Genomic DNA, 21,881 nt, shown 5'->3' with positions numbered 1-21,881 from the left:
TGTGACACTAAAAACAAAAATAATTACCACTGTAGTTTATATAATTTTGATAATCAATAAAATATCATATTGTAATTAATAAATATTGGCAACGCGGCCGTCAGAAATATGTAAACCTTTCTGCAGATATTGTAACACCGAGGGCGTACATGGGCCTTACCTTTGTATTGATTGGAGAATTTAGCAAGAGCATACTATGGAGACGATAGCAAAAAAAGCCCTCAAAAAAGATACCTTTCCGGTAGAGGGGATGACCTGTGCATCCTGTGCCTCGAGTATTGAAAGCATGCTGCGCACCGTAGACGGCGTTCAGGAGGCCAATGTGAACTTTGCCGGCAAAACAGTGCAGGTAGCCTACGCGCCAGAACAGGTGAAACCAGACCAGCTGCGCGATACCTTGCAGGAGATCGGTTTTGAGCTGCTGATTGGCCAGCATACCGAAGAAGAATTGGAAGAGCGTCAGGAGAAAGCGCTGACTGTGCTGAAGACCAAGACCATAGCAGCAGCTGTGCTCGCATTTCCGGTTTTTGTGCTGGGCATGTTCTTTCATAACGCCTTCAGCTGGGGCAACTGGGCCATGCTGGCCTTTACGACCCCAATCCTGTTTTGGGCAGGCCGTCACTTTTTCGTGAACGCCTGGGGGCAGGCGAAGCACTTGCGTGCGAACATGGACACGCTGGTGGCCCTGAGTACAGGTATAGCCTTCGCTTTTAGTTTGTTCAACACGGTATACCCACAGTTTTTCCTGAGCCGGGGGCTGGAGCCACACGTGTACTACGAAGCCGTCGCCGTAATCATTGCCTTTATCTTGTTAGGTAAATACCTGGAGGAGGGGGCCAAGAGCCGCAGTTCGGCCGCTATCAAAAAACTAATGGGGCTACAACCGAAAACGGTGCGTGTGCTGCGCGGCGGGGTAGAGGCCGAGATCCGCATCGAAGAGGTGCGCATCGGCGATCATGTGTTGCTGTTGCCTGGGGATCGGGTGCCGGTGGATGGTGAAGTGCTTTCGGGCAGCACCTATGTAGACGAGAGCATGTTGAGCGGTGAACCCCTACCGGTGCAGAAACAGGTAGGCGACATGCTTTTTGCAGGTACTATCAACCAGAAAGGCAGCTTGCAGCTTATAGCCCGCAAAACAGGTGGCGAGACCATGCTGGCGCATATCATCAAAATGGTGCAGGAGGCGCAGGGCAGTAAAGCGCCGGTGCAGAAACTGGTCGATAAGATCGCGGGTATATTTGTGCCGGTCGTGCTGTTGATCGCGGTGCTGACCTTTGTGGCCTGGATAGTGCTTGGAGGAGAGGCTTATTTGTCGCAGGCGCTCGTGTCGATGATCTCGGTGCTGGTGATAGCCTGTCCGTGCGCCCTTGGCCTGGCGACGCCAACCGCCATTATGGTGGGCGTGGGCAAAGGGGCTGAGAACGGTATCCTGATCAAAGACGCGCAGAGCCTGGAGGACGCCTACAAAGCCAATGCCATCTTGCTGGATAAAACCGGCACGATCACGCTGGGCAAGCCCTCCGTTACGGATGTTGTGTGGGCACAAGGTATAACAGGGCAGGAACGATTGGAGCAGCTTTTCTATTCGATAGAGGCGAAGTCAGAGCACCCGATTGCGCAGGCCATCTATACCTATTACAAAGAGCAGGGTATAGCCACGCTGGATCCGGACTATTTCAACAGTGTCACCGGTATGGGGGTAGAAGCGAGCTTCGGGGGTGAGAAATTCTTTGCCGGAAATAAAAAGCTGCTGCAGCAGGAAGGTATAAGCATTGAAAGTCACTTGACTGATGCAGCACGCCAGTTGCAGGAGCATGCAAAAACCGCCGTATACTTTGCCGATGGCCAGCGGGCACTGGGCGTGTTTGCGGTAAGCGACCCGATCAAGCCCGCAGCTGCCGAAGGTATAGCCCGAATGAAAGAAGCGGGTCTGGAGGTATACATGCTCACCGGCGACAATGCCCAGACAGCCGCTGCCGTATCGCGGCAGGTGGGTATAAACCACTACGAAGCCGAGCTGCTGCCCGGCGACAAAGCCGGATTTGTGAAAAAGCTACAAGAGCAGGGCAAAGTTGTTGCGATGGTTGGCGATGGTATAAACGATGCACAGGCGCTGGCCACAGCCGACGTCAGCATTGCGATGGGGCACGGCACAGATGTAGCGATGGATGTGGCCGGCATCACGCTGATGCGCTCTGACCTGGTGCAGGTGGCCGCGGCCATCCATCTTTCCAGGGCAACTGTGCGCACCATCCGACAGAACCTGTTCTGGGCCTTTATCTACAACGTGATTTGTATACCTGTCGCTGCCGGCTTGCTGTACCCGTTCACCGGTTTCCTGCTCAACCCCATGCTGGCCGGCGCTGCCATGGCCCTGAGCTCTGTTTCGGTGGTAAGTAACAGCCTGCGCCTGCGGGGAAAGAAATTGTAAATGTTTTTTAATTAGTTTGTAAATTATGTTAAGTATGAAAACCTATAAATTTAAGACAACCATTAATTGTGGAAGCTGCGTGAGAGCCGTAACGCCTCATCTGAACAAATTGGAAGGAGTACAGGATTGGAAAGTGGATACTGATAATCCGGACAAGATCCTGGAAGTGAGTACAGAGAACCTGGATGCGCAAACCATTAAAGGCACTGTGGAGAAGGCGGGATTCAAAGCCGAACAGGTATAGCTCGCAAAATTTGAAGGTGTTGGGTATGTAAAGACATCACCTTTCCTATCAAAAATGGGCAAGCTGAATTTTCAGTTTGCCCATTTTCTTTGCTTGTAAATGGGTTTGCGCGGGTGGAGGCGGGCTTTGCTCCGGTTGAGCAAGGCATAAGCCAGCATGGCAATGCTGGTAAAGATCAGGCACAGGAATTCCCGTGCTTCCTCTATGTTTTTAATAACACCACCCCCAACGGCAATGCCCTCCCAACTGGCAGGCCAGAAAAATACGGCACCGATAGCATAGGCAGCGAATGCGCTGAGCAATACAGCCTGGTTAATCCTGTTCAGGGAAGTCAGGAAACTAAATACTGCTGCCAGGAGGTAAACACCTATCCAGATTACTGCATTAGGATCAGTGTAATGCATGGCCGCAAAAACAATGAAAATGATGCCTAAAAGAGCTGGGATAATTTGTTTGATGGTCATAGCTTACTCCTATATAATATTACTATACTGCAATAATATATAAAAGTTTTTGGTTTTAATAGCCTCTTTTAAACAAAAGGAACAGCCTCAGCCACTCCTTTTATTTAAAACCTGAAATTGTAAACGAAGACCTTTACCAGGCCCATTGCGGACAGATCACTTTAGCAGCATTGCGGAGTTTCAGACCCAATACTACTTCGTGGCTACCCGAGTTTGTGCTACCCAGCGGCGATACGCTGGCATCGTACGCATAGCTCAGGTCCATCAGGTAACTGATGTTAATGCCCGCCATCACCGCCAACGATTCGTTGTGGCGGTAAGATGCCGCCGCCCAGATGCGGTCGCTGTAGATCGCCTTCAGTGTAGCATCGACCGACACGGGGCTGGGCTGGGCCATTTTCACCATTACCGAAGGGATAAGTGCCAGGTCAGGCGATATATCCAGGCGGTAACCACCTGTCAGGAAGTAGTGCTGCTGCAGTCGTCCGCTGTTATCGGTTGCGGTGCCGGAGGTGAGGTGTTCGCGCTTGCTGGGCACAAGTTGGGCACCGGCTATACCGACATAATAGTTGTAGGAGTATAACCACAGGCCCATGTTCAAATCAAACTTCATCTCGTTGATCCGGCCGTCGTTAATGGCCTTGTCGTTCGGATTGATGACACGGACAGCCGAAGGATCCAGGCTGTATTGGATAAGGCCGGGAGAAACCCCGGCTGCTATCCGCAGGGTACGGGAGAGCGGCTGGTGATAGGCATAACTGGCGTTAAAGCTACTGCGCTTGAGCGGACCAGTAGCTGTGGTCATGGCCATCGCGCCCAGACCGTGGTGTGGCCGGATGCGACGGTAAGTGGTAGGCTTTTTGGAAGTGGCCTCCTTGGCCGGTGAGCTGTTGCGCTGCGCAGCTGTTACAGGAGCAACTTCCTTCATGATCGGCGCATGAAAGGTGGCATAGTACGATACCGGCGCACCCTCCAGTCCTGACCATTGCTGTCTTGTACCGATCTTCACATCCGCATAATCCTCTATACCTGCTATGGCTGGGTTGAGCAGGTAGTTGTTGAGGGTGTACTGCGTGTACTGCGGCTTTTGCTGCGCCATGGCCTGGGTAGCTAGCAGAAGCACAAATCCTAAAGCTAAAAGTTTGTTCATAGGCTGTTATTTAACAATTGTCACACTTCCTGAAAGCGGTTTTTCATTATGATCAAGTTGAATCAAGTAGTAGTAGGTGGCGATTGGCAGTTCTTTGCCATTCTGGCGTCCGTCCCAGGGCAGTTTGTAACCTTGTGAGCTGAACACCACATTGCCCCACTGGTTGAACACCTGTACCTTACAGTTCGGGTACTGCTCAATGTTGAGGATCTCCCACACATCGTTCACACCGTCGTGGTTCGGGGTAAAAGTATTCGGCACGTACACCAGCTGCTGCACTGTAATCGTCACCTCGTCTGTGGAAACACAGCCCGCCTCGTTGGTCACCGTCACGGTATAGGTCGTGGTCTTCTCCGGCTTGGCGTATGGGTTGGCGATATTCGGGTTGCTCAGTCCCTCGGCCGGTGACCAGCTGTAGGTCGCGCCGCCTTTTGCTTCCAACTGCACTGTTCTGCCCAGCATCAGGGTTTGGTCTATACCTGCGTTGGCACTTGGAGCAGGCACTGTTACCGTTACAGGCCTACGCTCGCTGGCGCATGATGAGGCTACTTCCTGCACATAATAAGTCGTCGTGCTGGTCAGTATAGGCGTTGTGAAGCTGGCGCCTACCTGAATCGGCTTGCCTCCTTGTGCTTCGGTGAACCACTCCAGTCTGCCACCATTCCCTGAGGCTGTCAGGGTCGTTTTGGTGCTGTGGCAGATCGTCTGTCCGCTGGCGGTTGGTTTAGCCGGGAGCGGCGTTATTGTAATCTTTACCGCTTCACCTACCAGGCGCTCACAAGACTCAGAAGTTACGACTCTCCTGAACCAGGTCGTCTGCGTAAGGGCAGCCGGCTGGTAATCTTTGCCATTGTTCGCACCGCTGGCGGTTGTAAAGCCATTGTCCGGACCGCTGGTGCTGCTTTCCCAGCTATAGGTATAGCTGCCGCTGCCACCAGTTGGCAGTGTACCCGCCAACACAGCAGGTGCCGTGCCGAAGCAAATGGTCTGGCTGGTGCTGATGCGGTTGTTCGCCATTTGCGGACGCACGTTGATGAACACGGCCGCACTGGTATCAGGAGTAGGGCCTGAGAGCACCACACGACGGAACCAGGTAGACTGCGTAAGTGCAGCCGGACTGTAATCTTTGCCCGTGCTCTGGCCGGTAGCTGTCATGAAGCCCGTTTTGGCGCCCTTTGTGCTGGCCAGCCACAGGTATAGGAAGTCTCCGTCGCCACCTACCGGCACTGAGCCCTGCAGGGTAGCCGGCTTATTGCCCACACATATTACCTGGTCGCTGTGGATGTTGTTGTTCGTAACGCCTTTGTGCACCTCGATCAGCACTGGATCTGATACTGTTTCACAACCACCCGAGAACACACGGCGACGGAACCAGGTGGACTCGTGCAGCGCCTCCGGCGTATAGTGGCGGCCGTTGTTGATGCCTGCGGCTGGTTGGTAGCCACCCTGCTGGGTATTGCTGCTTTCCCACAGGTAGGTATAGGTGCCTGCTCCTGCGCCACCGCTCGGGTTGGTGCCCGAAAGCGGAGCCGGTGTCTGGCCGCGGAAGATGCTCTGGTTCAGGCCAATAGTATTGTTGCTGATGACCGGCGAAACCGTGATGGTCACCACATTCGACACCTGCTGGCACGGACCGGACTCCACTACGCGGCGGAAAGAAGTTGTTTTAGTCAGGATGCCCACAGTCAGGTCAGCAGAGGCGCTGTTGTTCACTTTTCGGAACACGCCGTCGTTGCCTGCGGCTTCCCAGTAATAAGTATAACTGCCGGTGCCACCGGTCGGTTGTGTGCCAGTTAGTTTAGCAGGAGCAGTGCCTGTACAGATTACCTGATCTGTGGAGATCTTGTTGTTCGCAATCACAGCATTTACCAGGATGCGTACTTCTGTCGAGGTGTTGAAGCACTCTCCGGCCACTACTTTGCGGCGGAACCAGGTAGTTTCGGTCAGTTGGTCCGGCTGGTAGTTCATGCCCATGTTGTTGCCGGCGGCTGGCGCAAATTCAGTGTCTTCGGTGCGGCTTTCCCACAGGTATACCGGTTGCTCATTGCCACCCGTTGGCCTTGTGCCTTTCAGCTCGCCTGGAGTATCGCCCGCACAGACGGCGTGGGATTGGGTGATGATGGTATTATTCGTAATGACCGGCTGTACCACGATCTGCAGCACCGGGCTTACCGATTGCTGACAAGGAGCCGAGTAGACAATTCTTCTGTACCACGTACGCTCGGTCAGTGGGGCAGGAGCCTGGTAGTCCGGCTGGTTGTTGGTGCCTGCTGCGGCCGTAAAGTTTACGCCATCGCGGCTGCTTTCCCACAGGTAGGTATAGCTGCCATTGCCGCCTGCCGGCGTCGTACCTTTTAACTGCTGTAGGACATCACCCGCGCAGATCGTGCTCTTTTCTACTGTGATGGTGTTGTTGCTGATCGCCGGCAGTACGTCCACTTTCACGGCAGGGCTGGTATGCGCCTCGCACGGACCGGACAGTACGATTCTTCTAAACCAAGTTGTTTCGGTCAATGCTTCTGGCTGGAACGTGGCGGCAGTCGCACCCGCTACCGGACTGAAGCCTGCATCGGCCCCTGTCGTGCTGGACTCCCAGGTATAGGTATAGCTGCCATTGCCGCCGGTTGGTGTCGTGCCTGTGAGTGTGTTCGGACGCTGGCCGGCGCAAATAGAGGCGCTCGGAGCCGTCAGCGTGTTATTGTCAATTCGCTTGTTTACCGTCACTGTCACCGGGCGACGCTCACTGCTGCCGCAGCCGTTCACATTCACGGCCTCCACAAGGAAGGTAGTGGTCTCCTGCAATACTCCCGTTTCAAAGCTATAGCCTTCGTAGAGGTGGTTTTGCGCAGAAGCGCTGGCATACCAACGGAAGGTGTTGGTGGTGTTGCTGTTCACGGTGAGCGTGGCGGTGCTGCCTTCGCAAACCGTAATAGGGGCCACTACTGGCGCTGCCGGCAGGCCTACGACCGTCACCTCGATCACCTCCGAGTTGCTGATACACTCACCTGACACCACTTCACGGATGTACCAGGTGGTCTGCGTGAGGGTAGTCGGGCTGGTGTAATGCTGGCCGGTGTTATTGCCGGGAGCCGGGCTGAAGGGAGCGTTCGGACCGCTTATGTTCTGTAACCAACGATAGGTATAGCTGCCATTGCCGCCGGTAGGCTGCGCACCCGTGAGCATGGCTGCGGCAGTACCTTCGCAGATAACCGGCTGTCCGGTGATCAGGATGGTGTTCTGCTCAATGGCTGGCTGCACCAGTATTTGGATCTCATTACTCACGCTCTCGCCGCAAGGGCCACCTGCTACCACACGGCGGTACCACATGGTTTTATCTTTGATCTGCGGGGTGTAGTTCAGACCCGTATTGGTGCCGAGCGCTGGCTCAAAGCTGCCGTTCTCGCTGCGCATCTCCCAACGGTAGGTTTTCTGGTCGGTGCCACCCTGCGGCATGCTGCCAATGATAACAGATGGCGTGCTGCCGCTGCAGATGGTGCTTTGCTGCACCGACACAAAGTTCATCGTGATCGGTTTCACCACCGTCACTTTCACTGCCTCGCTCACATGCACCTGGCAAGTGCCGGAAGTTACTTTGCGGCGGAACCAGGTGGTGGTGTTGAGCACACCCGGCTCGTAGTGTTGCTCGCGGTTACTGCCGTTGGCTGCTTTAAAGCTGTCGCTGGCACCTGTCGTGCTGAACTCCCAGGTATAGGTATAGCTGCCCGTGCCACCAGTCGGTTCACTGCCCGTCAGGGTAGGGGCCTCCGCGCCCTCGCAAATAGGAGCGATAGCGGTAATCGTATTCTTATCTATTACAGGGGTAACCGTAATAGCAACCGGAGCGGAGGTATGGGAGCAACCTGCTGACAACACAGTTCTTCTAAACCAGGTGGTTCGGTTGAGCGTGCCCGGCTGATAAGTGGCAGCAGTAGCGCCATTAATGACTTCAAAACCAGCCTCAGCGCCTGTCACACTGGCTTCCCAGCGGTAGGTATAGCTGCCGTTGCCACCAACAGGGGCAGAGCCGGTTAGCATGGCAGGGGACTGACCAGCGCAGATCACCGCCACTTCGTTCAAGGTGTTGCGGTCGAGGGCTGGTAGTATGGTAACTGTCGCTGTCACCACAGGGCTGAAGCAGCCGTTCGTTACGCCGCGTACATAAAACGTGCTCACGCCTTCCAGCAGGTTCTGGGCTGTAAAGGTTCTGCCAGTTTCCAGCTGCTGCGTAGCCGCTGCATCCGCAAACCATTCGTAGGCGCCCGCATTGCCTTCCGCGATCAGGGTGGCGCTGCTGCCAGCACCGCATAGGGTAACAGGAGCTACTAGAGGAGCCGGGGTGGCCGGGTATACCTCTACTTTAACAGGTGTGCGCACGCTGGAACACCCGCCTTCCACTGTCGTCTGGGCATAAAATGTCGTTGTCTTGTCTAAGGCAGTTGTCTGGTACGTGTTTCCTTCGTGCAGCAGGTTGCCGGCGGTTGGCTGGTCGTACCACTGCACGCTGCCTTCGGCCTGCAGCACCTGTAGCAATGCCGGGCTCCCCGGACAAAGCGTTGCTACCGGTTGCAGGGTTGGCGCAACTGGCAGGTCCTTTACAGTCACTGTGATGTGCTCAGTTACCTCACACACACCTGAGCGGTAGGTATAGGTCAGGGTATAGGTACCAACTGCAGCAGGATTGAACCGGCCGTCAGCAGATACATACTCAGAGCCACTCCATTTGCCGCCTTCGTGCGAGGCCTGCAATTGCATGATGCCACTGTTAAGGCAGACTACTTCTTTGGGAGCGCTCAGGTTTAGCACAGGTATAGCGTCGATTGTGATCTGCTGCGTTGCTTCCTCGGAGTCGCCGCACTCGTTCGTGGCAATTACTTTCACTTCGTAAGTGCCCGGCTCCGTGAAACGCATGGTTGGGTAGGCTGACCCGGCGTGAGAACCTCCTTCAAAGGTTACACTGCCCGGACCACTTACTTCCCAGCGATAGGCGCTGATCGTGCCGGACTGAGCGTCGTACACTGGCCGGTGGGCTGCGCTGGTTTCAGAGAAGGCAATGGTCTGAGGACCGCAATAGGTCTGTGCCGCCGGTAAAGTCGCCAGCGGTTTGTGGATGACAACGATATTTGTTTCCTGCTTGCTAACGGCAGAACAGAAACTGCTGGCTAGGAGTGAAACGGTGTAGGTGCCAGATTTATCAAAGCTGAAAACCGGGTTCTCGGAGTTGGCATCAGTGCCCTCAGCAAAGCTCCAGCCTTCCTGGGCCGATACGGTCCAGGTATACTTCAGGTCAGCGCCTGTGGATTTGTTCTGGGCTCGGAAGATGGAAGGGGCGCACACACCGCCGTCCGGCGTCAGGTCAAAAGCGGCTTTGGGCACATCATTCACCACGATCATCTGCTCCATCACAGTAGGCAAACAGGTTGAGTTCGGATCCAGCGGATAAGCAGTCAGGCGCACCATGTACTCACCCAGTTCGTTGAACACCACGTTTGGTGAAAGCGTCGTGCTGTTGCCGGAAGAGAATCTCCAGCCTGTTGCCGGGAAAATCTCCCACTGCACACGGTAGCGATCGTTTCGGGCAGAGGCGTCGTAGCCGTTTTTGGTCTTGTCCTGGAAGCGCACCGGCTCGTTCAAGCACACATTGCCGATGGCGAAATCAGCGATAGGGCCTTTGGAAATACGGATACCGGTGAAGGTAGCAATTGACACGTTACACTGGTTGGTGGCAGTACCTTTCAGGGTAAAGCCGTTGGGCTTGTCTTTGGAAGACTCCAGGAATTCGTGGCGGAGGACGCGGTCGGCGGGTAGCTCGCTGTGTTTAAAAACATAGGCTGGCGTGCCATCGTCGAACTGGAAGGTATAGACGGTGTGCGGGGAGTTACCCTCTACACCCGTGATTCTGAACCCGTAAGACACCGGGGCACAGTCGATGTTATTGCCATCGCTGGTGATGCCGAGGCCGGGGTTACTACCGATGAAAAGTTTTTCGGTGAAGGTACCCTCGCAGCCGCTGGCGTCAGTGGCGGTTACCGTAATAGTATAGAGACCCGCAGCAGTGTAGGTATGGCTTGTTTTCTCGAATTCAGGGCCAAAGGTATTGCTCTTGCCATCGCCCCAGTTAATGGTATAGCCCGTGTTAGTGGCTGCGGTCTTGGAAGCATTCTCTACTTCCAGCTTAAAAGAATTGGCGCTACCGGTATAGCTGCAATAAGTGAAATCGTAGAGCGGGTCTTTGATCGTGGCATCAGGCCGGTCGCTTATCTGGACAGGAGCAGAGGTGGCAGTGCAATCCTCATGGTTGGTGGTGGTAACGGTGTAAGTGCCTGCCGTTGTGACGGTAATACGTTGGGTGGTAGCGCCGTTCGACCACTTGTAACTAGCTGCTTCTGTGGCGGTAAGGATCGTTTCACCTTCCGCGCAGAGCGAGGTTGAGCCCGTAATAGTTATAAGAGGAGTGCAACTTTGTGCTGAGGTTTTTGCACCAAAACACAGCACATAAAGCAGGGTGAGCACTACAAATGCGAGGCTCTTTTGTACCGGTTGCATAAAGGGTTCTGTATAAGTTTGCTATAGAAAAATGCTGTATATTGAAAATAGGTATGGCCGTAAAATTCAATTCAGCTACACGACGAGCATAAAGAGAAAATAAAGTAATCACTGCCTCTTTACATGTCATCTGGCCACCATCGGGGCAGCATGCAACTGGATGCTGATGCCCTGAAATTTTTCTCGCCATTAGCCGAACATTTTTATGGTCTGTCCGTATTGTGCAAAATGTTTTTCGCAGGCACTTGGTTCAAATAATTGTAAATTTTTTATGAAGCGGGAATTTTCGCTTCGCGCCATTCAGGCGAATCCTGTTGGAAGATGAATTTTAGGCTCGTTTCGTGCCTTTTTAAATCACTGTTTAAGCTATTTTTTGGTTCTCTCTAAAGCATGAGTGCTTTTAATTGAATTATTTTAATACGGTTTTATATTATGGATTAATGCCTATAAAGAATTAATTATAGCATCACTTCCATTTTTCATTTCACGCTCGCCTTAAACTTTGCTGCTGTTACCTATTGCTAGATAGCTTTAATTTAAATCATGCAGCCCCTCCAATTTAAATCTTTGTAGAGCTGAAGAGAGGCAAGGATTACATCGTATGCTACGGTTTTTATTGGAATAGTTATATATCAAAGATGTATCTTATCATTTATACCTATCTCTATTTATTAATATAAATATGCTAATATTATCACTTTAAATTTTATTCATGATTTAGCGATAAATTAATAAACCTAAATATAAATGCAGTCGTATTTCAGTCTAAATTCCGGAGGTTAGTCCAACGGTAGAATGAAATTAAAGCTGAGGGTGAATACAGACACTGAGATTGTCATGGCTCCCGGAGCAATGTGGGGATTGACAGAGTGATTGAAGGCGCGAGATGTAGAAAAGTCAATTAAGTGAAAAAGGGAATTATGATTCAATAAGTACAATTACAGGTTATGCACAAATACAGACACTATAATAGTTTTAATAGAATACTCTTATTAATACTAGACATCACACTGATTGCTTTTGCGTTTAAGCTTTCAAACCTTTTCCGATACGGTGATCTAGAACTTACGCATCAGTACAGTATTTTCTTCGTGTTGTTTGCGCTCGTTTGGTGGATCGTATCCGGGTTCCAAAACTTTGTTTTCCGAATCGACGGCTTCCTGCCGGTTGGCCGAAGAACAGGCAACCTGTTGAATGCCTTTGCGATACACGCCGTCATACTGGCCAGCTGTATCGTAATCTTCAATCTGGAGCATCTGTCCCGTCTCTTGCTGCTGTATACCTACTTGTTTACAGCCCTTCTGATCGGTTTGAGCCGTGTGATCCTGTTCCTGGCCCAGCGCTACTTCTCGAAATCAGACATGGCCTATAGCCGCTACGTGATCGTGGGGATGGGGCCGGCAGCCATTAACCTGCACCAGACCTTCAGCAGCGACGAAGCGCCAGGCCGCAAGTTCATGGGTTTCTTTACAGACAAGGCGGACGAACTGAGCAAGCATAGCAGCATGGTGAAAGGCAATGTGTCTGATCTGAAAGATTTCTGCCTGCAGAACAACATCGATGAAGTATACTATACCTTGCCTGTAAACGACAAGGAGCACATCGACGAACTGACTGAGTTCGCGGACGAGAACTTTATCTACTTCCGCATTGTGCCTGATTTCAGCGCCATTGTGCAGCGTGAGGTGAACATGTACTTTTACCAGAACATCCCGATGATCAGTGTGCGCAAAGAGCCGCTGGAGCAGGTGACCAACCGCGTGGTAAAGCGCGTTTTCGACATCGCTTTCTCGTCTGCTGTTATCCTCCTGCTGTTCCCAATCGTGATGCCAATCATCGCACTGGCCATTAAAATCAGCTCACCGGGGCCAATCTTCTTCAAGCAGCTGCGCCCTGGTAAAAAGAACCGCCTGTTTGTGTGCTACAAGTTCAGAACCATGCGTGTGAATAATAACACGGAGCTGCAGGCCACTAAGAACGATCCGCGCGTGACAAGAGTGGGCGCCTTCCTGCGCAAGACAAACCTTGACGAGTTGCCGCAATTCTTCAACGTGCTGCTCGGTGATATGTCGGTAGTAGGGCCGCGTCCGAACCTGGTATCGCAGCTGGACCACTACTCAAAAGTGATCAATAAATACAAAATGCGCCACTTCGTAACACCGGGTATCACAGGCTACGCACAAGTAAGCGGCTACCGCGGCGAAACCAAAGAGGTGCACCTGATGGAGAAACGCGTGGAGTACGATGTGAAATACATGGAGAACTGGAGCTTCATGATGGACATGAAAATTATCTTCCTGACCGTATGGAACATGGTGAAAGGCGAGAAAAATGCATACTAATCTCATGACTGATACGACTACGGCTGCTAAAACTGTAGCGCCGCTACAGCAAAAGCGCCGCCTGCTGAACTCTTACATCACTACCGGCCGCTTCGATGAATTTGTGGAGCAGGTCTTCTGGATGACTGAAAACCGGGAATCGTCTTACGTTTGCTTTGCTAACGTGCACATGTTGGTGGAGGCTTACCAGGACCCCGGATTCAATAAGATTCTCAATGAGGCAGATGTGGCTTCGCCGGACGGCGGACCGCTCTCGAAGCTGATGAAGCTGAAGTACGGCCACAGCCAAGACCGCGTGCCGGGAATGGACCTGATGCCGCGCCTGATTGAGGAAGCCGCTGCCAGAGGCAAGTCGGTTTTCTTCTACGGCTCTACAGACGATGTGCTGGAGGCGGTGGTGGCTACGGCTAAGGCCAAACATCCAACGATCAAAGTAGCCGGCCATTATTCGCCGCCATTTCGCAAACTAACGGATGCCGAGGACCAGTCCATTGTGGACATGATCAACGATTCGGGTGCTGACCTGGTGTTTGTGGCTCTGGGTTGCCCCAAGCAGGAGCGCTGGATGGCCGAGCACAAAGGCCGCGTGAAAGCCTGCATGTTGGGCGTGGGACAGGCGTATATGACCTATGCCGGACTAGAGAAACGCCTGCCGAAGTGGGCTCGCGACTGGTCGCTGGAGTGGACGTACCGTCTGTATCAGGAGCCGAAGCGTCTCTGGAAGCGCTACCTGGTCACCAACAGCACCTTCGTATATCTGACATTGAAAGACGCACTCTGGTCCAAAGATAAACATAGCAAAGCCACTGCCGTGACGGTAGGTTAGCAACAGAAAATGCGCTGTGCAGGTATAAAATCCCGCAGCGCATTTTTTCAAATAGTGCAATACCTAGCGATCAAAGTAGTAGGCGTTAATAATTAATATTTTTGTGTTAACTAACTGGTGATTAGCATGTTGTGTGATATATTCGAATTAAGCATATAATCAGTTAGCTGTTTTATACCTATCTCACTTGCTTTGAAGTACTTGGCGTGACCTGTCGCAAAAAAAGTGAAATTATTGAAATCAAAATATAGCCATTCTCGTAACAGCGTATAACACAAGAAAAACCTCTCTGATAGAGCATTTCAATTTTAACCCAAACCCTTTACAAAAATGAAAGCAGTAATACTTGCAGGTGGTTACGGAACCCGTATAAGCGAAGAAAGTGGCGTTAGACCTAAGCCGATGGTAGAAATCGGGGGTAAGCCCATTCTTTGGCACATCATGAAAATATACTCTTCTCACGGTATCAATGACTTTGTGATCTGCTGTGGCTACAAGGGCCATATGATCAAAGAATATTTCGCCAATTACTTCTTATACAATGCTGATGTGACCTTCGATATGAGCAACAACAGCATGAAGGTGCATAATAATAACACAGAAGACTGGAAGGTAACGCTCGTGGACACAGGCGAGGGTACTTTGACTGGTGGCCGCTTAAAGCGTGTGAAGGATTATATTGATAACGATACCTTCTGCCTGACCTATGGTGACGGGGTGAGCGATGTGAACATAACAGAGGTTATTCAGTTCCACAAACAGCAGGGAACCAAAGCCACGCTGACAGCAGTTCAGCAGCCTGGCCGTTTTGGTGCCTTCACACTCGGCTCACAAACAACCAGAATACACCAGTTCCAGGAGAAGCCGGAAGGAGGCGAAATGCCATGGATCAACGGGGGATTTTTTGTTCTGGAGCCTTCAGTAATTGATTATATAGACGGTGACCACACTACCTGGGAGCGCGAACCAATGGAGCGGCTGGCTTCAGAAGGTGAACTCTCGGCCTATCGCCACACCGGTTTCTGGCAGCCAATGGATACCCTGCGCGACAAACATGTGCTCGAAGAGCTGTGGCAGAAAGGCAAAGCTCCTTGGAATGTTTGGCAGAAGATGCTTTCCACAGCTGTTAACTAATTCACATTTACTCTCCTTATACCTATAATTTCAAACAAGTTCTAGTATATGAAAATCCTTATCACTGGAAATATGGGCTACGTGGGCCCTGGCGTTGTCAGCCAACTCCGCGCAACATATCCTGAAGCAACGATCATCGGCTATGACATGGCCTACTTCGCTTCTTGCTTAACCAATGCACCTTTTTTGCCTGAAGCAAAGCTGGACCAGCAGCTGTACGGCGACGTGCGCACGATGCCAGCTGAAGTATTAGAAGGCGTTGACGCAGTGGTGCACCTGGCAGCCATCTCCAATGATCCGATGGGTAACAAATTCGAAGAAATAACACTGGACGTAAACTTCCGTTCGAGCATCCGCATTGCCGAAATGGCGAAAGCTGCCGGCGTGAAGAACTATGTGTTTGCTTCGAGCTGCAGCATGTACGGTGCGGCTTCTGAGCATGCCAAAACAGAAGACTCTGAACTGAACCCACTGACGGCTTATGCCCGCTCTAAGGTGGCTTCTGAGAAAGACCTGCAGCCGCTAGCTGGCGATGGCTTTACGATTACCTGTCTGCGCTTTGCAACGGCCTGTGGTATGAGTGATCGTCTGCGTCTGGATTTGGTGCTGAATGACTTCGTAGCAGGAGCTGTAGCCACTGGCAAGATCACGATCCTAAGCGACGGTAGCCCTTGGCGTCCGCTGATTCACGTGAAAGACATGGCGCGTGCGATTGACTGGGCAATTACCCGCGAAGCTTCCAACGGCGGCGAATTCCTGGCGGTGAATGCTGGTAGCAACGAGTGGAACTACCAGGTGAAAGAACTGGCTCAGGCTGTGGCCGAAGTAATTTCGGGTACTGAAGTGAGCGTGAACCTGGAGGCAGCTCCGGACAAGCGTTCTTACCGCGTGAACTTCGACCTGTTCAAGTCACTGGCACCAAACCACCAGCCAATTTATACCTTGAAGCAGTCGATTGAAGAGCTGCGTGACGGCTTGGAAGCAATGCGCTTCAAAGACGGTAACTTCCGTAACTCGCAGTACATGCGCCTGATGGTGCTGAACAGCCTGCAGGAGTCGGAGGCCATCAACCAACAGCTGCAGTGGCAGCACACCATCTCCAAAGCTTCGGAGCAGAAAACTCAGTTAGAAACCGCATAATAGCTACAACGCATGATTTTTACAGAAACCAAGCTGAAAGGCGCCTTTATACTTGATGTTAAGAAACTGGAAGACGAGCGTGGCTTTTTTGGCCGCAGCTGGTGCCAGCGCGAAATGGAAGAACACGGTCTGAATGCCAACGTAGTGCAGGCTAATGTATCATATAACCATACTAAAGGCACATTGCGCGGTATGCACTACCAGCTGTCGCCTTACGAAGAAACTAAGTTGGTGCGCTGCACCCGCGGTGCGATCTATGATGTCATCATTGACCTGCGCCCAGAGTCGCCTACTTACAAGCAGTGGATTGGCGTGGAGCTGACGGCTGACAACTACCGCATGTTGTTCGTGCCGGAGCGCTTCGGTCACGGCTTCATTACGCTGGAAGACAACACCGATGTTACCTACCAGGTGACGCAGTTCTATACCCCAGGTGCTGAGCGTGGCATTCGCTGGAACGACCCTGCCTTCAACATCGAGTGGCCGATTGAGCCGGTGATCATCTCTGAGAAAGACAGAGCGCACCCGGACTACAAAAACGAATTCGAGACATCAACTGAGGGAAAGCTGCTGGTATAATACCGGCGGCTTTCGCTTCTTCAACCCTTTAATTACAATTTCAGATGATATTAGTAGACACGGCGCTTGCCAAGCGTCAGGCTGAGAACAAGCCAATCAGAGTAGCAATGGTAGGCGCCGGTTTTATGGGTCGCGGCATTGCGCTTCAAATCTGCAATTATGTGCCCGGTATGGAGCTGGTGGCCATTGCCAACCGCGATACCGAGAAAGCAAAGCGTGCCTATACTGAGGCCGGGATAGTGGGCGTACAGGAAGTGAGCAGCCTTTCATCGCTGGAAGACAACATCAGAAACGGCAAGTATAGCATTACGGACGATGCCATGCTGCTGTGCGAAGCCGAAGGTATAGACGCCATCATTGAGGTGACGGGAGCCGTGGAATTCGGTACGAACGTAGCCATGCGCGCCATCGAAAACAAGAAGCACATCATTATGATGAATGCGGAAGTGGATGGCACGGTAGGCCCGATCCTGAAGGTATACGCCGACAAAGCAGGGGTGGTATTCACAAACGCCGACGGTGACCAACCGGGCGTGGAGATGAACCTGTTCCGCTTCGTGAAAACATTGGGTGTGAAGCCGGTGCTGTGCGGCAACATCAAAGGTCTGCACGACCCATACCGCAACCCAACCACGCAGAAAGGCTTTGCCGAGAAGTGGGGCCAGAATCCTGCCATGGTAACGTCTTTTGCCGATGGTAGCAAGATCTCTTTTGAGCAAGCCATTGTGGCGAATGGAACCGGCATGCGCGTAGGTACACGCGGTATGCACGGACCAACTGTAGCGTCAGGTACGCCACTAAAGGATGTCGTGCACAACCTATACCCACTAGAAGAACTACTGGAAGGTCCGGGTATTGTGGACTACGTGGTAGGAGCTGAGCCAGGTCCTGGCGTATTCGTGCTGGGCACGCATGACCACCCGATTCAGCAGCACTACCTGAACTTGTACAAGCTGGGCGAAGGTCCGCTATACCTGTTCTACACACCGTATCACCTGTGCCACTTCGAGGTGCCAACTACAGTGGCGCGTGCCGTCCTGTTCAACGACGCAGCGCTTACGCCAACTTACGGCCCATGTGTAGAGGTTGTCGCGACAGCCAAAATCGACCTGAAAGCAGGTGAGGTGGTAGACGGTATCGGCCACTACATGACCTACGGACTGTGCGAGAATGCTGATGTGACGGAGCGCGAAAACCTGTTGCCACTTGGTGTAGCAGAAGGCTGTGTGCTGAAGCATGACGTGCCGAAAGACAAGGTATTGACGTATGACGATGTGATTCTGCCGGAAGGTAGATTAGTAGACAAGCTGCGCGAAGAGCAGCGCCGCTACTTTGCTTCGGCTGAGAAATCGGCTGTAGGGCGAGAACCACAAAAAGAAGCTTTGGCTTAAGCGGCTGTCACAGTCTTTTTAAATTAAAGCATGCAAAATCCCGCTCCGGTCAGGTATGATTTGGGCGGGATTTTCCTTGTTGCTATACCTTATCCTGAACGCATATGGAAACCATTGGTCTGATAGCCGCCGCCGGGCAGGCGACCCGTCTTTCTCCTCTGCCCGGAAGTAAGGAGCTTTTTCCCATCGGCTTTGAGCCCCATCCCGAGACAGGAGAGCCGCACCCCAAGCCAGTGTCGAAGTACCTGCTAGAACTGATGCGGGAAGCCGGTGCCCGACAGGTATACCTGGTGATCCGGAAAGGGAAATGGGACATTCCGCAGTACTATGGTGACGGCAGCCAACTGTGCATGCACCTGGCTTACCTGATTATGAACCAGCCCTATGGACCGCCATTCTCGCTGGACCAGGCCTATACCTTTGCCAAGGACAAAACCGTTGTGTTCGGCTTTCCTGACATTTTGATTTCACCGCCTGACGCCCTGAAAACCATGCTGGCGAAACTGCAAGCCACGCAGGCAGACGTGGTACTGGGTGCTTTCCCGGTGCAGCAGCCCCATAAATGGGACATGCTGGAGTTTGGAGAAGACGGCGCGGTAAAGCACATTTATCCAAAACCGAAACAGTCTAAGCTCAGGTATGGCTGGGCGCTGGCCTGTTGGAAACCGGCTTTTACAGAGTTTATGCACCAGCACTTGCAACAGGTTCTGGCATGGAAAAATAAGCCAGATAAGGCCTTTGAATTGAGCGTAGGAGCCGTGATTCAGGCTGCCATTGACAACGGCCTGCAGGTGCAATCCGTATGCTTCGACAGCGGTACCAGCCTGGACACAGGTACACCCGAAGACCTTCAGGCCGCTATCAGAAACTACAGTTAACACATCCCGTGCATGCGCATACTTACCATTCATAATTTTTACAAACAGGCTGGCGGCGAAGATACCGTGTTTCATGCCGAAGCAGCCTTGCTGGAGCAATATGGTCATCAGGTAGAGAAGCTCACTTTTTCAAACAAAGAAGTAAACAGCTTGCCGGAAAAACTGAAAGCAGCGGTTGGTGTTGTGTATAATGCGGGCAGTGCAAAAATTGTGGAGCAGCGGATAAAGGCCTTCGGGCCAGATGTGATTCATGTGCACAACTTCTTTCCTTTGCTGTCGCCGGCGGTGTTTTACGTGGCGCACAGGTTGCGTATACCTGTCGTGATGACGCTGCACAACTACCGGTTGGTTTGCCCCAGTGCCCTGCTTTACTACAAGGGCAAAATACAGACCGAAAACCTGCACAAGACTTTTCCGCTGGGAGCCATCCGGGACAAGGTATACCGCGACTCTGCTGTGCAAACGGCTTCGGTGGTGCTCACCACAGGCATACACAAAGTATTGAGAACCTGGGAGCGGAAAGTCGATAAATTCATCGCGCTCACTCCCGGCGCAGCGCGGCTATTTAAAGATTCTTCTCTTAAGCTTCGGCCAGAGCAGCTTGCCGTAAAACCGAATTTTACGGAAGACTTAGGTATAGGCACCAATCAGCGGGAAGAGTACATGCTCTATGTTGGCCGTCTGACACCAGAGAAAGGCATAGAGACCTTGTTGAGGGCACATGCAGAGCAGCCTTTCCCGCTGAAAATCGTGGGGGACGGCCCATTACGTGCGTTGGTAGAGGCACATGCCGCCCAAAATCCGACGCTGGAGTACCTGGGTTATCTAAAGCGGGATGATGCGCTGGAGCTTATTAAATCAGCCAAGGGTCTAATTTTTTCATCGGAGTGGCTGGAGACTTTCGGCATGACCATTATCGAGGCATTCTCAACCGGTACACCTGTTGTTGCTGCTAAAATAGGGGGAGCGGAGCAGCTGGTGGAACATGGGATAAACGGCCTACACTATACGCCCGGCAATGCCGCAGAGCTTGCCGAAAAAGTGCAAAAATTGCTAACCGAGCCACAACTGGCAGCGGACTTAGGTAGGGCCGCCCGCCAAACCTACGAGGACAGGTATACGCCCGAAGTTAACTATCACCAGTTGGTTGCCATTTACCAGGAGGCTATAGCGGCCAAAAAGATGCCTATACCTGAGAAAGAAGTAGCACAGCTACAGTAGGCGTTATATACCCGCTGGAATAGGTAGGCCATTGGTTGTCACAAAATTACCGCAATAAGACGGGTTATAATTTTTTATTTTAAATATCTCTATATGTGTTAGACGCTATATGTTTTTGACCGTATAAGAGTACAAATTTCGGAAGCGAATCGTGTGCGATACTGCGTACAGGATCAAGCAAAAGTCAATTTCAGAACAATTCAAAAAGTCTCAGACAGCATGTCAGTTAAAAAATACGATACCATTGTGATTGGAGCGGGCCTGGTTGGTCTTTCCGTGGTTTATCACCTGAAACGTAAAAATCCCGATAGCAAAGTACTCCTGATCGAGAAAGAGAAGACAGTAGCCAAACACCAATCCGGTAACAATAGCGGGGTTATGCACAGCGGCATTTACTACGCCCCGGGCAGCCTAAAGGCCAAGAACTGCATCGCCGGGTATAATTCCCTGATCGAGTTTGCCGACGAGCACGGTATACCTTATGAGCTGTGCGGAAAGATCATCGTGGCCACCACGCCAGCAGAAGTCACCAAGCTCAAGGAGATTCACGACAGGGGCATTCGCAATGGCTTGCAGAACCTGCGGGAACTGAACTCACTGCAGGAAATTCAGGAGATTGAGCCGCACTGCACCGGTATCAAGGGGATCCACGTGCCGCAGACCGGCATTATCGACTACCCGAAGATGGCGGAAAAGCTGCTAGAGCTATACCAGCACACCTATGGCGGTGAGGCTGTGTTCGGGGAGAAGGTGGTCAATATTGTTTCTAATAAAGGCACAGTGCAGGTAGAAACTGACAAGGGCGTCTACGAGGCGGATAACATGGTGAGCTGTGCCGGTCTATTCTCAGACAGGGTGGCCAGCATGACGGAGAAAGAAAATGACCTGCGCATCATCCCTTTCCGTGGAGAGTACTACAAGCTGAGCAAAGAAAAGGAGCACTTAGTGAAAACCCTGATCTATCCGGTGCCTGATCCGAGCTTCCCGTTCCTGGGAGTGCACTTCACCCGCATGATACGCGGTGGTGTGGAGGCTGGACCAAACGCCGTGCTGGCCTTCAAGCGGGAAGGGTATAAATTTCAGGACTTCAGTCTGGAGGATACAAAGGACACACTGAGCTGGCCTGGTTTCTGGAAGATCGTGGCCAAATATGGCCAGACAGGTATGGGCGAAATGTATAGGTCCTTGTCCAAGGCTGCTTTTACAAGAGCGCTGCAGAAATTGATACCAGAAGTACAGGAAAGCGACCTGGTGCCAGGCGGAGCTGGGGTAAGGGCACAAGCCTGCGACAGAAACGGAAAGCTAATCGATGATTTCAATATCCTGAAAAGCGCCAACATCGTCCATGTGCGCAATGCACCTTCGCCGGCCGCTACTTCATCGCTTGCCATCGGCAATCATATTGTAAATGAACTGTTGGGCGAAAAAGCCGCAGCGGTTTAGAATAGGTATAAACACAGCAAAAAGGCCTTTATGTCGAAAACATAAAGGCCTTTTTGTTTATGGAAATGTATGTTGTAATCCCCCTGAATTAATTC

At 52.0% G+C, this 21,881-nt stretch carries 14 protein-coding genes; 11 read left to right on the top strand and 3 right to left on the bottom strand.

What is annotated here, in order from left to right; genetic code table 11:
• The first annotated feature begins 196 nt into the window (after positions 1–196).
• Both BD749_RS05485 and BD749_RS05480 read left to right on the top strand, forming a co-directional pair.
• Entirely contained in the window at positions 197–2,431 is a 2,235-nt protein-coding gene (locus BD749_RS05485; RefSeq protein WP_101443332.1) for a heavy metal translocating P-type ATPase, read from the top strand.
• A 34-nt stretch (positions 2,432–2,465) separates the two neighbouring features.
• Positions 2,466–2,675, top strand: a complete 210-nt coding sequence (locus BD749_RS05480; protein ID WP_101443331.1) for a heavy-metal-associated domain-containing protein — start codon at positions 2,466–2,468, stop codon at positions 2,673–2,675.
• 71 nt (positions 2,676–2,746) lie between these two features.
• On the opposite strand, the gene BD749_RS05475 is transcribed toward BD749_RS05480, so the two are convergent.
• The 3 genes from BD749_RS05475 to BD749_RS05465 form a co-directional block, all read right to left on the bottom strand.
• Entirely contained in the window at positions 2,747–3,139 is a 393-nt protein-coding gene (locus BD749_RS05475) for a transmembrane 220 family protein (protein WP_101443330.1), read from the bottom strand.
• Between the two features lie 133 nt (positions 3,140–3,272).
• Entirely contained in the window at positions 3,273–4,289 is a 1,017-nt protein-coding gene (locus tag BD749_RS05470) for a PorP/SprF family type IX secretion system membrane protein (RefSeq protein ID WP_101443329.1), read from the bottom strand.
• Between the two features lie 6 nt (positions 4,290–4,295).
• Positions 4,296–10,832: an Ig-like domain-containing protein gene (locus BD749_RS05465; protein ID WP_101443328.1), complete on the bottom strand. Its 6,537-nt coding sequence runs from the start codon at positions 10,830–10,832 to the stop codon at positions 4,296–4,298.
• A 947-nt stretch (positions 10,833–11,779) separates the two neighbouring features.
• On the opposite strand from BD749_RS05465, the gene BD749_RS05460 reads away from it, so the two are divergent.
• The 9 genes from BD749_RS05460 (at position 11,780) to lhgO (ending at position 21,786) form a co-directional block, all read left to right on the top strand.
• Positions 11,780–13,174: an undecaprenyl-phosphate glucose phosphotransferase gene (locus BD749_RS05460; protein WP_245868756.1), complete on the top strand. Its 1,395-nt coding sequence runs from the start codon at positions 11,780–11,782 to the stop codon at positions 13,172–13,174.
• Positions 13,175–13,178: 4 nt separating this feature from the next.
• The gene (locus tag BD749_RS05455; protein ID WP_245868754.1) at positions 13,179–14,000 is read left to right on the top strand and encodes a WecB/TagA/CpsF family glycosyltransferase; all 822 of its coding nucleotides are present in this window, start codon (positions 13,179–13,181) and stop codon (positions 13,998–14,000) included.
• A gap of 330 nt (positions 14,001–14,330) precedes the next feature.
• Positions 14,331–15,134 carry a glucose-1-phosphate cytidylyltransferase gene (rfbF, locus tag BD749_RS05450; protein WP_101443326.1) on the top strand — a complete coding sequence of 268 codons (804 nt, stop codon included), beginning with the start codon at positions 14,331–14,333 and terminating at the stop codon, positions 15,132–15,134.
• 48 nt (positions 15,135–15,182) lie between these two features.
• Positions 15,183–16,274 (top strand): NAD-dependent epimerase/dehydratase family protein, encoded by a 1,092-nt coding sequence (locus BD749_RS05445; RefSeq protein WP_101443325.1) that lies wholly within the window; start codon positions 15,183–15,185, stop codon positions 16,272–16,274.
• Between the two features lie 12 nt (positions 16,275–16,286).
• Positions 16,287–16,853: a dTDP-4-dehydrorhamnose 3,5-epimerase gene (gene rfbC / locus BD749_RS05440; RefSeq protein WP_101443324.1), complete on the top strand. Its 567-nt coding sequence runs from the start codon at positions 16,287–16,289 to the stop codon at positions 16,851–16,853.
• A 44-nt stretch (positions 16,854–16,897) separates the two neighbouring features.
• Positions 16,898–18,244, top strand: coding sequence for an NAD(P)H-dependent oxidoreductase (locus BD749_RS05435; protein ID WP_101443323.1), 1,347 nt, complete (start codon positions 16,898–16,900; stop codon positions 18,242–18,244).
• Positions 18,245–18,348: 104 nt separating this feature from the next.
• Positions 18,349–19,122, top strand: coding sequence for a nucleotidyltransferase family protein (locus BD749_RS05430; protein ID WP_101443322.1), 774 nt, complete (start codon positions 18,349–18,351; stop codon positions 19,120–19,122).
• 12 nt (positions 19,123–19,134) lie between these two features.
• Positions 19,135–20,343, top strand: a complete 1,209-nt coding sequence (locus BD749_RS05425; protein ID WP_101443321.1) for a glycosyltransferase family 4 protein — start codon at positions 19,135–19,137, stop codon at positions 20,341–20,343.
• Between the two features lie 219 nt (positions 20,344–20,562).
• Positions 20,563–21,786: an L-2-hydroxyglutarate oxidase gene (lhgO, locus tag BD749_RS05420; protein ID WP_101443320.1), complete on the top strand. Its 1,224-nt coding sequence runs from the start codon at positions 20,563–20,565 to the stop codon at positions 21,784–21,786.
• Positions 21,787–21,881 lie beyond the last annotated feature (95 nt).

Origin of the sequence: Pontibacter ramchanderi (genome assembly GCF_002846395.1) — a bacterium.
Lineage (GTDB): Bacteria > Bacteroidota > Bacteroidia > Cytophagales > Hymenobacteraceae > Pontibacter > Pontibacter ramchanderi.
This window is presented reverse-complemented; position numbering and strand designations above follow the sequence as displayed.

Bases quoted from the DNA above. Each gene is read 5' to 3' on its own strand.
- BD749_RS05485 (WP_101443332.1), top strand. From the start codon at position 197: ATGGAGACGATAGCAAAAAAAGCCCTCAAAAAAGATACCTTTCCGGTA.
- BD749_RS05435 (WP_101443323.1), top strand. From the start codon at position 16,898: ATGATATTAGTAGACACGGCGCTTGCCAAGCGTCAGGCTGAGAACAAG.
- rfbC (WP_101443324.1), top strand. From the start codon at position 16,287: ATGATTTTTACAGAAACCAAGCTGAAAGGCGCCTTTATACTTGATGTT.
- BD749_RS05480 (WP_101443331.1), top strand. From the start codon at position 2,466: ATGAAAACCTATAAATTTAAGACAACCATTAATTGTGGAAGCTGCGTG.
- BD749_RS05430 (WP_101443322.1), top strand. From the start codon at position 18,349: ATGGAAACCATTGGTCTGATAGCCGCCGCCGGGCAGGCGACCCGTCTT.
- BD749_RS05465 (WP_101443328.1), bottom strand. From the start codon at position 10,832: ATGCAACCGGTACAAAAGAGCCTCGCATTTGTAGTGCTCACCCTGCTT.
- BD749_RS05460 (WP_245868756.1), top strand. From the start codon at position 11,780: ATGCACAAATACAGACACTATAATAGTTTTAATAGAATACTCTTATTA.
- BD749_RS05475 (WP_101443330.1), bottom strand. From the start codon at position 3,139: ATGACCATCAAACAAATTATCCCAGCTCTTTTAGGCATCATTTTCATT.
- BD749_RS05425 (WP_101443321.1), top strand. From the start codon at position 19,135: ATGCGCATACTTACCATTCATAATTTTTACAAACAGGCTGGCGGCGAA.
- lhgO (WP_101443320.1), top strand. From the start codon at position 20,563: ATGTCAGTTAAAAAATACGATACCATTGTGATTGGAGCGGGCCTGGTT.
- BD749_RS05470 (WP_101443329.1), bottom strand. From the start codon at position 4,289: ATGAACAAACTTTTAGCTTTAGGATTTGTGCTTCTGCTAGCTACCCAG.
- rfbF (WP_101443326.1), top strand. From the start codon at position 14,331: ATGAAAGCAGTAATACTTGCAGGTGGTTACGGAACCCGTATAAGCGAA.
- BD749_RS05445 (WP_101443325.1), top strand. From the start codon at position 15,183: ATGAAAATCCTTATCACTGGAAATATGGGCTACGTGGGCCCTGGCGTT.
- BD749_RS05455 (WP_245868754.1), top strand. From the start codon at position 13,179: ATGACTGATACGACTACGGCTGCTAAAACTGTAGCGCCGCTACAGCAA.